The sequence below is a fragment of the Enterococcus sp. DIV0436a genome (genome assembly GCF_051711605.1).
GTDB classification, from domain to species: Bacteria; Bacillota; Bacilli; order Lactobacillales; family Enterococcaceae; genus Enterococcus_B; species Enterococcus_B faecium.
Genome location: NZ_JBIONA010000001.1, coordinates 1,633,128 through 1,645,400, shown reverse-complemented (window position 1 = coordinate 1,645,400; position 12,273 = coordinate 1,633,128). Strand labels below are relative to the sequence as shown.

Annotated in this window: 12 protein-coding genes and 1 pseudogene; 10 read left to right on the top strand and 3 right to left on the bottom strand. The window is 38.9% G+C overall.

The features are described 5' to 3' along the window. The first annotated feature begins 11 nt into the window (after window positions 1-11). The 3 genes from aroA to pheA are packed head-to-tail and all read left to right on the top strand — an operon-like array spanning window position 12 to window position 2,642. A complete protein-coding gene (gene aroA / locus IGL15_RS08060) occupies window positions 12-1,307 on the top strand; it encodes a 3-phosphoshikimate 1-carboxyvinyltransferase (RefSeq protein WP_104765479.1) in 1,296 nt (431 codons plus the stop codon). Further along, window positions 1,300-1,809 carry a shikimate kinase gene (locus IGL15_RS08055; protein ID WP_002295213.1) on the top strand — a complete coding sequence of 170 codons (510 nt, stop codon included), beginning with the start codon at window positions 1,300-1,302 and terminating at the stop codon, window positions 1,807-1,809. The genes aroA and IGL15_RS08055 overlap by 8 nt, the downstream gene beginning before the upstream one ends. Continuing rightward, window positions 1,806-2,642 carry a prephenate dehydratase gene (pheA, locus tag IGL15_RS08050; protein WP_104765478.1) on the top strand — a complete coding sequence of 279 codons (837 nt, stop codon included), beginning with the start codon at window positions 1,806-1,808 and terminating at the stop codon, window positions 2,640-2,642. The genes IGL15_RS08055 and pheA overlap by 4 nt, the downstream gene beginning before the upstream one ends. Window positions 2,643-2,704: 62 nt before the next feature. Here pheA and IGL15_RS08045 read toward each other — a convergent pair whose 3' ends face one another. The 3 genes and pseudogenes from IGL15_RS08045 to IGL15_RS08035 all read right to left on the bottom strand — a co-directional run bounded on the left by IGL15_RS08045 (window position 2,705) and on the right by IGL15_RS08035 (window position 5,948). Then, window positions 2,705-4,441, bottom strand: coding sequence for a cache domain-containing sensor histidine kinase (locus IGL15_RS08045; protein WP_002325753.1), 1,737 nt, complete (start codon window positions 4,439-4,441; stop codon window positions 2,705-2,707). After that, window positions 4,438-5,367 (bottom strand): helix-turn-helix domain-containing protein, encoded by a 930-nt coding sequence (locus tag IGL15_RS08040; RefSeq protein WP_104765477.1) that lies wholly within the window; start codon window positions 5,365-5,367, stop codon window positions 4,438-4,440. The genes IGL15_RS08045 and IGL15_RS08040 overlap by 4 nt, the downstream gene beginning before the upstream one ends. Beyond that, a pseudogene (locus IGL15_RS08035) lies at window positions 5,367-5,948 on the bottom strand (response regulator). Before IGL15_RS08035 ends, IGL15_RS08040 begins: the two are co-directional and overlap by 1 nt. A gap of 272 nt (window positions 5,949-6,220) precedes the next feature. On the opposite strand from IGL15_RS08035, the gene IGL15_RS08030 reads away from it, so the two are divergent. From IGL15_RS08030 to IGL15_RS08000, 7 genes are all read left to right on the top strand, one after another. Next, a complete protein-coding gene (locus tag IGL15_RS08030) occupies window positions 6,221-7,507 on the top strand; it encodes an ABC transporter substrate-binding protein (protein WP_104765476.1) in 1,287 nt (428 codons plus the stop codon). Between the two features lie 136 nt (window positions 7,508-7,643). Continuing rightward, entirely contained in the window at window positions 7,644-8,513 is an 870-nt protein-coding gene (locus IGL15_RS08025; RefSeq protein ID WP_002289132.1) for a carbohydrate ABC transporter permease, read from the top strand. Continuing rightward, a complete protein-coding gene (locus IGL15_RS08020; RefSeq protein ID WP_104765474.1) occupies window positions 8,510-9,397 on the top strand; it encodes a carbohydrate ABC transporter permease in 888 nt (295 codons plus the stop codon). Before IGL15_RS08025 ends, IGL15_RS08020 begins: the two co-directional genes overlap by 4 nt. Before the next feature lie 166 nt (window positions 9,398-9,563). After that, window positions 9,564-10,247, top strand: a complete 684-nt coding sequence (locus IGL15_RS08015; protein WP_002296409.1) for a DUF1538 domain-containing protein — start codon at window positions 9,564-9,566, stop codon at window positions 10,245-10,247. After that, a complete protein-coding gene (locus IGL15_RS08010; RefSeq protein ID WP_002324958.1) occupies window positions 10,244-11,017 on the top strand; it encodes a DUF1538 domain-containing protein in 774 nt (257 codons plus the stop codon). Before IGL15_RS08015 ends, IGL15_RS08010 begins: the two co-directional genes overlap by 4 nt. After that, window positions 11,014-11,412: a P-II family nitrogen regulator gene (locus IGL15_RS08005; RefSeq protein WP_002331417.1), complete on the top strand. Its 399-nt coding sequence runs from the start codon at window positions 11,014-11,016 to the stop codon at window positions 11,410-11,412. The genes IGL15_RS08010 and IGL15_RS08005 overlap by 4 nt, the downstream gene beginning before the upstream one ends. Before the next feature lie 183 nt (window positions 11,413-11,595). Further along, window positions 11,596-12,267, top strand: coding sequence for a transcriptional regulator (locus tag IGL15_RS08000; protein WP_002295199.1), 672 nt, complete (start codon window positions 11,596-11,598; stop codon window positions 12,265-12,267). Window positions 12,268-12,273 lie beyond the last annotated feature (6 nt).

The following is a 12,273-nucleotide window of genomic DNA, read 5'->3' as shown; positions in this document are numbered from 1 at the left end:
AGGCTGGATAAATGCAATTATTACAACAAATACATGGATTAAGAGGAACTGTTAGGATACCAGCAGACAAATCAATTTCTCATCGCAGCATCATGTTTGGGGCAATTGCGGAAGGAACGACGACTATACAAAATTTTTTGCGCGCAGAAGATTGTCTGAGTACTTTACATGCCTTCCAGCAATTAGGCGTTGAAATCGAAGAAGAGGAAGAGATGATCAAGATTCATGGTCGCGGTAGCCACTCATTTGTCCAACCAACCGAATCAATCGACATGGGAAACTCCGGTACGACCATACGTTTATTGATGGGTATTTTGGCTGGACAGCCTTTTACGACTACTCTGTTCGGGGATGCTTCGTTGTCTAAACGTCCAATGGGGCGAGTGATGGAACCTTTACGCGAGATGGGCGCTGACTTGCAAGGAAAAGAGAATGAGCAGTATCTACCAATCACTGTGACAGGAACCAACTCTTTATCACCTATCCGATACAATATGCCTGTAGCCAGTGCACAGGTCAAATCTGCTTTGCTGTTTGCGGCATTACAAGCAGAAGGCACATCCGTAATCGTTGAAAAAGAACGTTCCCGTAACCATACGGAAGAAATGATTCGTCAATTTGGCGGAAGGATCTCAGTAGAAGGTAAAACAATCACGGTAACAGGACCACAAAAATTAACTGGTCAACAGATAACTGTTCCAGGCGATATTTCATCGGCTGCTTTCTTTCTAGCAGCAGGGCTTCTTGTTCCGGAAAGCCAACTGTTGTTAAAAAATGTCGGGGTCAATCCAACAAGAACCGGTATCTTAGATGTGTTGGAGGAAATGGGCGCAGCGATTACCCAGACGAAACACAATGAACAGAACCAATCGGCTGATTTAAGTGTCAAGACGAGTCATTTGAAGAAAGCAACGATTGGTGGAGAAATCATTCCACGTCTGATTGATGAATTGCCCATTCTAGCTTTAGTGGCTACTCAAGCAGAAGGAATCACGATCATCAAAGACGCAGAAGAATTAAAAGTAAAAGAAACCAACAGAATTGATGCGGTGGCAGAAGAATTACAGAAAATGGGAGCAAAGATAAAAGCGACAGCAGACGGTCTGATCATCCATGGGCCGACACCTCTGCAGGGCGCAAAAGTGTCCAGCAGAGGCGATCATCGAATCGGTATGATGCTGCAAGTAGCTGCTTTGATAGCTGATGGACCTTGCGAACTAGAAGGAGCTGAAGCTGTTTCAATCTCTTATCCGGCATTTTTTGACGATTTAGCAGAACTTGTGTCAGGAGGAGAAGCTCATGGCTAGCATTTTGCTGATTGGTTTCATGGGCGCTGGAAAAACAACAATCGGTAAAGGGTTAGCTCAACGTTTACAAAAAGAGTATGTAGATTTAGATACAAAGATTGAGGAACATATCCAATTGTCGATTGCCGAATATTTTCACTATTACGGTGAAAAAAGCTTTCGAAAAGTGGAGTCAGATATTTTAAGAAAGCTGTCAAATGAAGACAAAATTATCGCGACTGGTGGAGGGATTGTCCAAAGTGCAGAAAATCGGCGTTTTTTAAAAACACAGCCGATTGTTCTTTACTTAGAGGCAGAAGCGGACTGTCTAGTTGATCGTATCCAACAAGATGAAACGTCTATTCGACCTTTAGCTCTTGGAAAAACAAGAGAAGAAATAAAAGCATTATTGGCACAACGACTTTCTTGGTATGAAGAAAGTGCGACACATCGAATCAACACGACCAATCAAACACCAGAAAAGATCATCGATACCATTATAGAAAGGATCAAAAGCATATGAACGTCAGCTATCTAGGGCCAGAAAGTTCATTCACTTATCAGGCGGCTTGTCAGCTATTTCCTACAGAACAATTGACTGCGTATGCTTCCATCCCTGCTTGTTTGCGCGCTTTGTTTCGCAAACAAGTCGATCTGGCTGTCGTTCCTGTAGAGAATTCATTGGAAGGATCTGTTCATCACACAATCGATCTTCTTTCCAAACATCCAGAAGTCGAAGTTAAAAGTGAAATCGTTCTTCCTATCAAGCAGCAGCTTTTAGGCAATCCAGCAACAAAGATTACAAAAATCCTTTCACATCCACAAGCACTAGCACAATCACAACAGTTTTTAGAAACGCATTATCCTAATGTTCCTTTAGTAGCAACAGAATCAACAACTGCTGCAGCAATGTATGTAGCAGAACATCCGAAAGAAGACGCAGCAGCGATTGCTTCATTAGAAACAGCACAGCATGTTGGATTGGAGATCTTAGCTGAGAATATCCAAGATAATGAGTTGAACCAGACACGTTTTTGGATCGTCGGTGACCGAAAGATGACCAGCCAGCAGTCAGCTCCAGTAAAAATGAGTGTCATCTTGACACTACCTGCTAATCGGCCAGGGATGCTTCATAAAATGCTGGCAACTTTTAGCTGGCGGGAAATCAACTTAAGTAAGATTGAATCCCGACCATTGAAAACTAGCTTGGGAGAATATTTTTTCGTGATCGATTTGTTGTTGGACCGCCCAATGACATTAGTAGAGAATGCGCTCCAAGAAATCAAGATGCTCGGAGGAGAAAGTCAAATATTGGGCTGTTATCCAGTGCTGACAGTAGAAGAGACGCGTAGATGAAAGTCAAGAATACTGATTGATTTATTTAACTTAAAATAAAAAAATCAGCGCTTGGCTATTCTTTATTTTTGATATTCTGATTGATTTTTAGGAAGAAGCGGTAGACAAATCGTTACAGTCGTTCCTGTCCCAATCACTGATTGGATTGTTAAGCCATATGCATCGCCATACATTAGGCGTATCCGCTCATCTACATGGCTGATGCCGATTCCTGAAAAATGATCATTTTTTTGTTTGGTATTTTCAGTATCGAAGCCATCGCCGTTATCAATCACTTCGAATAAAAGAAGCTGATTTTTTGTTTTGCCGTACACCGTGATGAATCCTTGCGTTTTATTGTGAAAAGCATGAAGATAGGCGTTTTCGATAATTGGTTGAAGGATCATATTCGGCATAGATAATGACTGCAGTTCATCAGGAATCATTATTTTAGCCGAGATTCTTTCGCCATATCGCATACTCAAAAGATCGATGTAACTTTGTACGCTTTTGATTTCTTCCTTGACTGGAATCACTTCTTCTTTTTTCCCAATCGTACTTCTTAGTAAAGTAATGAAACTGTCGATTCCTTGAACTGCTTCATCTGTTTTTTTCTGCCAAATCAAAAATTTCAAGCTAGTCAGCGTATTATAAATAAAATGGGGCTGTATCTGTGCTTGCATAGTTTGGATTTCAAGCGAACGTTTCTTCTTTTCGTCTTGGATCGTCTGTTCATAATGATGCTGCGCATTACTTAGCAATTGATTGATCGTATTCCCTAGCAATTGGACTTCATGGCTTCCTTGTACAGGAACAGTAGCTTTTAAGCCATCTTCCTCTAGCCATTTTAGCGAATCAATCAAGCGGTAGATCGATTTTGTGTGTCGATCCAAATACATAAATACCAATGAGCCAGCAAAAGCAAGTGTCACGATATTATACAAAATAATCGGAAAAATCACGCCCATTTGGTTAGACAAAGAATGAAGATCGACTTGACTGAGTAATGTACAATCCTGGCGGTACAAAGGAAGACGGGTCAACTGCTGTCCATTTGAAATCGTTGTTTCACCTACTGTTAGTTTTTTGAAAATCATTGATCGGCTCCCAATTGTATTTTCTTCATTTGATGCGATGATCGTCTGTTCTTCGTTCATGAAGGAGATCTTCGATATCTCAGGATTTACTACAGATTGAAAAAGATTCGCTAGTTGCTTGGATGAGATCGATAAAACAGCATATCCGTAAACGTGATTCAATGTATTTTTCAGTTTTTTGACAAAGAAGACGCTGGGTGCTTTCTTATCGCGAAGAGTCAATCCGTGGTGTGCAAAAAGCATTTGTGTATCAGCAGCACGTTCATTCACTCTCTGAGCAATCGCAGATTGAAAAAAAGAATCGGCAGATACGGCAGTGAGCATGTCGTTTCCGACAAAAGTTCTTCCATTTTCTCCAAAGATCAATATATCGTAATCGATCATTGGATGGATTTTTGAAAGAGAGTCATTCATTTTTTGGATTGTTCTTAGTTGCTGAAGCTGTTCCATATGTTGGGCTGGATCATTGGAAAAATAGCTTTCGACAGCTGGATTAGAATCAAAAGCGGCTAATGTATTCTCGATTGTATCATTCAAACTTTCAAATTCAGATTGAATCTTTTTTAGTACCACATCATTCGATTGATTGAACAGCTGGATATAGGCATCCCTTGATCGATGATAAATAAACAAAGAGATGACGATGGCTTGCAGAAAAAGACCGATGAACAAAATGAACAGAAGTTTGGTAAAGAGTTCATGCTCTTTGATTTTTTTTCTCATTTTACAAAAGTTCCTTTACGGTATTGAGAAGGTGTCATTCCTGTCTCTTCTTTAAAAACTCTGGAGAAATAACCCAGTTCGGTATAGCCGACTTTCTCACAGATTTCCGTCAAAGTAAGCCGTGTTTCCGTTAAAAAGAGCTTGGCTTTACTGATACGGACTTTTTTTAGATATTTTGAAAAGTTGATGCCAAATTTTTCAGTAAAGATGGCTGAAAGATAGCTATATGAAAAATGATATTTTTCGGATAGAAGTTGTAAATTGATTTCTTTCTCATAATTTTCCTGGACGAACTCGTAGATCAAAGTCAAGATATCGAAATTGTCTTTTTTTGCATTTGCAGAAAAGTGGGTGAGTTTCTCAAGTGTTTCTTTGACAAGAATAGAAAAATCTTCGAAATACTCAGCATCGGCTAATAAAGAAGGAAGGGCGATCTTGAGCAAAGAAAGTTCTTCATTCCCAACATGCTCGTCAGCCAAAGCGTTGAGTAATGCATAGAAACGATTGATTGCCTCATGTTTCAAATAAGCTGGATCAATAGGCTGTTCCAATATCGTCGTGAAGAAATTCTCAAGTTCTTTGATAGCTAAAGCGTAGTCTTTATGAACGATTTTTGTTAAATAACTACTTGCTTGCTGCTCGTGGTTGGTTAATAACGGAAGAAGTTCATGCTGATAAGCAAGGTTCTTTCCCTTATGATAGAAACGTTGTCCTTTGGTGCAATTTCTGATCTCTTGGAATATTTCATTGATATCTTGGATTGCAAAAGAATCAGAAACAACAAAAAAATCACCTGGAAAAACTTCTTGACGAAACTTTTGAACAAACTTCCTAAATGTATCTTTGGAATCAGTATTGATCACATAGCCGGATTCTTCCGAAAAGGTAGAAACAGGATAAATAGTAAACGAATCGTCGCTATCCATCAATGAATGGGTGATCGACTGTTTTTGTTTAGAGCCTTGTTTTGAACTGAATGGCCGTATTTCGGTATATAACAGAAAAAACAGGGTGTGTTCAAAAAGAAGAGGGTCAAGCAATGGACGAGTTTGTCCAGCAATCTGCTGTGAAAGATTCTCGCAGATCTGCTCATAACGATTGGTGATTGGGCTTTTGTTGGGCTTTTTTTTGATTTTTTGTGAAACGGCAGTTAAGGAATTTAGAAAAAAATCAGGACTCAATCGAGGCTTTAAAAGATAATCAGCGACGCCTTCTTTAAAAGAATCTTTAACCATATCAAACTCATCATAGCTAGAGAGAGGATAAGGATCTGTGTTTCAGGTTGTTGCTGTTTTAATAGCCGCGATAATTCGATCCCATTTAGTTCAGGCATCATTACATCTGTGACCACGATATCGATTGCATGTACCAAAGAAAAATCAAGCGCTTTCAACGGACTGGAAAAAGTCCCTATTAATTGAAACCCGTGCTCAGACCAATTGATCAACTGTTTCATTCCGTCTAAAATCGTCTGTTCATCATCGATAAGAATTACGCGTATTGGCATTTTTTTACCCGCCTTAAGAATAGTCTTGTAATTTAAAAATACTTATTTCTAGGAGAAAATGCAAGGATATTTTTATTTTAAAGAAACCTCACCATTTCGATCTTTGGTCTAGATGCTAAGATTATTCCTTTTGTCATAGTTGATTTGTATTTTTTTATTATTTTAGGAGAAATTTTTGAAGTATCTGAATAACAAAGAAACCGTTTTCGAATTTTGGTATGATGAATGTAGCAAACGTAAACAACTAATGGATGGAAAAGGAGCGAATAAAAATGAACATCAGAAAGTTAATTGCTGGAGTCGTTTGTTTAGCGGCAGCATCAGGTTTCTTAACAGGATGCGGAAGTACTAGTAGTACAGCAGACAACGAAGAAAAAGTCACTGTCTGGGCGTGGGATGAGACATTCAATATCAAAGCAGTGAATGAAGCAAAAAAAGTTTATGAGAACGAAGAAACAGAGATAGAAGTTGTTACGATGTCTCAGGATGATATCGTTCAGAAACTGAACACCGCTTTAGCGAGCGGGAATACAGAAGGATTGCCCAATATCGTCTTGATTGAAGATTATAGGATACAAGGCTATTTGACTTCTTATCCAGATGCATTCGCTAATTTGTCTGCTATTGTAAAGGAAGATCATTTTGCACCGTATAAATTTGCGGTAAACAAAGTAGGAGATAAAATATACGGTGTTCCTTTCGATTCGGGCGTAACAGCAAACTTCTATCGTACGGATCTGATGGCTGAAGCAGGATATACAGAAGAGGATATGGAGAATCTGAAGTGGGACGAGTATATTCAAGTAGCGCGAGATGTCAAAGAAAAGACGGGAAAGAAAATCGCTGAAGTCAATCCTTCTGACCTTGGTCGAGTAAGGATGATTATGCAACAGGCAGGAGAATGGTATACATCTGAAGATGGGGAGACAGTCACGATCCAAGACAATGCATCTTTAAAGTATGGTCTTGAATTGTTTGCCACTCTTTTGAAAGAAGATCTAGTCGAACAAACCTCTGACTGGAATGCTGGAGTAACTGCGATACAATCAGGAGCAGTAGCTTCTAGCCCAACTGGCGCTTGGTATTCTTCAACGATCCAAGGAGCAGAAAACCAATCTGGAAAATGGAAGATTGCACCAATACCTGCACTTCCAGAAAATCTGCAAAAAGCGCAAGCTTCTAACCTTGGCGGCGCTGGCTGGTATGTGATCAAAGGAGTAGCTGGAGAAGATTCAGCGAAAGATTTCCTAGAAGCAACGTTTGCTTCGAATGAAGAACTGATGGGCACTCTTGCGAAAGAAATCGGACTAGTATCTACGATGCTTAGCGCGAATGAACAAGAAGCTTATCAAGAAGCTTCTGAATTTTACAGTGGTCAAAAGATCTTTGACGATTTTTCAACATGGACATCTGAAATACCAGAAGTGAATTACGGACATGAGACCTATGCAATTGAAGCAGTCGTAGCTGAAGCTCTTCATCGAATCATCAATGGAGAAGAGACAGACAAGGTACTAGCAGATACACAAAAACAAGTAGAAGCACAATTGGCTAATTGATCGGTGGTAAAAAAGTGAATTTCTTCGCTTTTTCATCAGACAAACGAAAAGACAAAAAAGATCACGTCTGCCTTACAGATGTTGTCTTTCTTGTCTTTTCATGTAGATAATCAATGATAGAATTGGAGGGAAAAGAATGAAGCAGAAAGATTTATTCAAAAACGGGCATGCTTTTTTAATCTTGCCAGTCATTTTGATATCAATCATGGTTTTTATTCCGATGGTTTTGGCTTTGATCACGTCTTTTCAAAGTGGTCCCCCTGTCAATATGACATTTAACGGGTTAGGTAATTATCAGCGGATGTTGACAGATGCAACTTTTAAAAAAGCTTTTTTTAATACATTCCTGTATTTACTTGTACAAGTACCGATCATGTTGTTTCTAGCACTTTTTATTTCCAACCTTTTAAATGATAAAAAGTTGAAATATAAAGGGTTGTTTCGAACCGCTATCTTTCTTCCATGTATCACTTCGATGGTCAGTTATTCTCTGATCATGAAAAGTCTATTTTCTCAATCTGGCCTTGTAAACAACTTGTTGTTGGGCATTGGTATGATTGACACACCGATTGGCTGGTTGACTCATCCAATTTGGGCGAGAGTTCTGATCATTCTTTCGATCACTTGGCGTTGGACTGGATACAATATGATTTTTTTCCTTTCAGGCATGCAAAATATTGATTCGGAGATTTATGAAGCAGCATCTATTGACGGTGCTTCTAAATGGCAGCAGTTTATCAAAGTGACGATCCCAAATTTAAAACCAATCATTTTGTTTACTTCCATTACTTCGACGATCGGGACATTGCAGCTTTTTGATGAAGTACAAAATATTACTGGCGGGGGACCAGCAAATGCAACGACCACCCTATCTCAATACATCTATAATTTGAGTTATAAATTCACGCCTAATTTTGGATATGCGGCAGCAGTTTCCTTTGTTATTGTTTCCTTTATTGTGATATTGTCGATAATCCAAACGAAAGTAGGAGGAGAAAGTCGATGAAAAATATGGTAGAAAAAGAAACAATCGAACGCCCCAACGTCAAAAAACAAGCATTAGAACTTCGTTCGACAATTGGGTCAGTATTAAAGTATACAGCATTAAGCATCCTATCATTTATTTCCATTTTCCCTTTTGTCTGGATGGTTTTGGGAATGACGAATACACCCGTGGATATCACATCGGGAAAAATAAAGATTGGCAGTAACTTGATCATCAATTTTCAAAATTTGTTTTCCAATGAGCTGAATTTTACTCGTTCCCTTTGGAATTCAGCGATGATCGCTTTGGTGACCACTGTGTTTGCATTGCTGATTTCGTCAATGGCAGGATATGGATTTGAGATTTATCAAAGTAAACGAAAAGACCTAATTTTCAATATTCTACTGCTATCGATGATGGTTCCTTTTGCGGCATTGATGATCCCTTTGTATCGAATGTTTTCACAATTGAACGGAACGGTTTTGGGAATCAACAGTTTCTTGGTTGTCATCCTGCCATCTGTTAGCACTGCTTTTTTGATCTTCTTCTTTCGACAAAATGTTAAATCTTTTCCAAAAGATCTAGTAGAAGCCGCTCGATTAGACGGTCTAAAAGAACTAAGTATTTTTTTTAGAGTGTATATGCCGATGGCTAAAAATACCTATGCCGCGGCTGCAATCATCACATTCATGAGTAGCTGGAACAATTATTTATGGCCCTTAGTAGCTTTGCAATCTCCTGATAAACGGACGGTTCCGCTTATTTTATCTGCTATGGGTGCTTCCTATACACCAGACTATGGAATGATCATGGCTGGATTAGTCATCGCTACTTTACCAACTGCCATCGTATTTTTCGTTTTGCAAAAGCAATTCGTTCAAGGAATGATCGGCTCTGTAAAATAAAAAAACACAATAAGCGCGTTCCTTCAAAGTCATTTTTCCAAGTAAAAAGATACTTTTGGGACGTGTGTTATTTTATGTTGAGAAAAATTAAATGATAACGTTTTAAGTTTGTGCTCGAAAACTCTTTCATTTTAAGGTAAACTTAAAGAGTAAAGGAGGAGGATACATGCTAAAAAATTTTAAAGAAGTGATTGCTGCTATATTGCCGATGACTGTCCTGATTGTCATTTTAACGTTTGTTTTTGCACCGTTAGAAGGAGAAGACCTCGCTTCATTTCTGGTTGGTGCGGCAATCATGATGATCGGAATGACGCTCTTTTTGTTTGGAGCAGATTATTCTATGATGGAAGTCGGAGATCTAGTAGGGAAATATATGATCAAAAAGAAAAGTTTGACTGTTTTGGTCAGTTTGGGATTTGCTATCGGGATCGTGATCACGATTGCTGAACCTTCCGTGCAAGTTTTGGGACAACAAGTATATGATATATCTGACGGAGAGATTGGCAGAGTGTTGCTGATTGGGATCGTCAGCGTCGGCACTGGAGTATTTCTAGCCTTTGCGCTGCTTCGGGTCGTATTCAAGCTATCCTATTATCAATTGATGGCTATAGGCTACATAGGCGTTTTGATCGCCTCATTTTTCACCAGTTCCGAATTTATGCCGATTGCTTTTGATTCGGGGGGAGTGACTACTGGTCCAGTAACTGTTCCATTTATCTTGGCCCTTGCCGGAGGGATGACTAGTATGATCAAACAAAAGAAAAATGAAAATGACAGTTTTGGAATGGTCGGTATTGCTTCGTTAGGGCCGATTCTTGCCGTGATGATTTTGGGGGTGATCTTCCAATGAGTTTCTGGCAGCAAGTGATAGATGGAATCGAAATCGTTACCATGGAAGTCATTTTGGCAGTGGCACCTATCGTAATCCTATTTGTTTTAATGAATATCATTAGTTTTCGTATGCGCAAAAAGCGTTTCTTTGACATTATGAAAGGTTTCTTGATAACGACTATTGGGTTGATCCTTTTCCTGCACGGAGTCAATATGGCTTATGTACCGGTAGGACAGCATTTAGGCAGTGCTATTGCGGGATTGCCTTACAATTATATACTGGTTCCCCTTGGCTTTTTAATGGGGTTCTTAGTAGGGTTTGCTGAGCCGGCGATTCATGTAATGGTCAAACAGGTTGAAGAATTGAGTGAAGGAAGGATCCGGTCAAAAGTCATGTTGATGGTGATTTCGATTGGGATCGGCGCAGCAGTAGGATTGTCTATGTGGCGTTTGCTCGTCGGATTCTCTCTTTATTATTTCTTGATCCCAGGATACGGGCTAGCATTTATTTTAGGACGAAAAGTGGACAAGATCTTTTTAGCAATGGCTTTTGATAACGGTGGAGTAGCAACGGGCCCGATGTGTTCGACATTTATTTTATCAATGAGCGTGGCGATCGCTGCACAAATTGAGGGAAGAGATCCGATCATTGACGGGTTTGGTGTGGTTGCAATGATTGCATTGACACCAATATTATCCACTTTAGTACTAGGATATATTTATAAACGAAAAGATGAAAAAGACAGAATCGAAAAAGAAAGATTGCAAAAATTGGGGGAAAGCAAATGAAAGATCTTGTAGCATTGAATCTTCACATGATTGTGACGATCGTTGACGGAGGAACGGGCGAAGATGTTATCGACTTTTCAAAAGAAGCAGGTGCAGCAGGCGGAACGATCTTACATGGAAGAGGTTCTGGTGTACATGATTCAGGGAAATTTTTAGGTTTGGACATTTCGCCAGAAAAAGATATTGTGTTGACATTAGTACCCGATAGTTTGACGAATAAAGTAATGGATGCGATTGGTCAAGGCATCAACATCGATATTCCAGGTAATGGTATTTGTTTTAGTATTGATGTAGACAAAGTCATTGGTATCACTAAGATTCATCAATATCGAGAAATTATCGGAATGCAAGAACTTTTAGATGAAAATAAAGATAGAGAAAAGTCTGAATCATAGACAAGCGTTTGAAGAGGAAATAAACATAAACAAGAAGGCGGATGAGCGTTATTTCCGCTTTTTTGTTTGTATTTTCTCGTGAATACTTATGAAATAGTAAATTTTTATGAAATTCTACTCTAAGCATCAGACTTTCTTTTCAAAATATGCTATTTTAAAAATGATGAAAAAAGGGGGAGAAAAATGAATTTTTTAGTTGTTTTAAAAGATACTCTGATTGAGCGATCTACATTTCTATATGTTCAATTGCAGGAAAATAAAACATTGCTGCATTTTTCACCAGAGTTCCATCTAGAGGGGCTAACATTAGGAGAAATCTATCAAGCAGAAGGGCTGTCGGCTGTTTTGCACTTTTTTAAGGTAGAATTGGAATTACCAGTAAAAGATTATATCGAGCTTTCTCTTGAATCTTGGGATCGAGCAGTGGTTGAACTGTTTCCAGAAGGTTTAATGATCGATACAAACGATGGGAAGATCCATCTGACTGCAGCAGAACTGCAAAAACAAATGCGTTATCAAATAGATGACGAAAATTCTTTTTCTATTTTTAGACGTCAGCAAAAGATTCTAAAAAGCTTTTTAAAAGTGATCAGTAAAAAACGGAATCTGATCAAAACGACACAGCTGTTGAAAAAATATCCAGGTCTGCTTCACACGTCTATTCAATTTCCTCAATTGATTACGATGATCCATCGTTTTATACGTATGCAACAGCTACCATCTAAGAAGCTATTTCTTCCATTGACGGACACATTTCGAGTAGTCAACAGAGAAGATAAAAAGAAAGTGATTGTGATTGACTTTACCAGAAATCGGAATGTCCTTCACCAAGTTGCAATGGAAAAGGCCAATTAAGGCTTT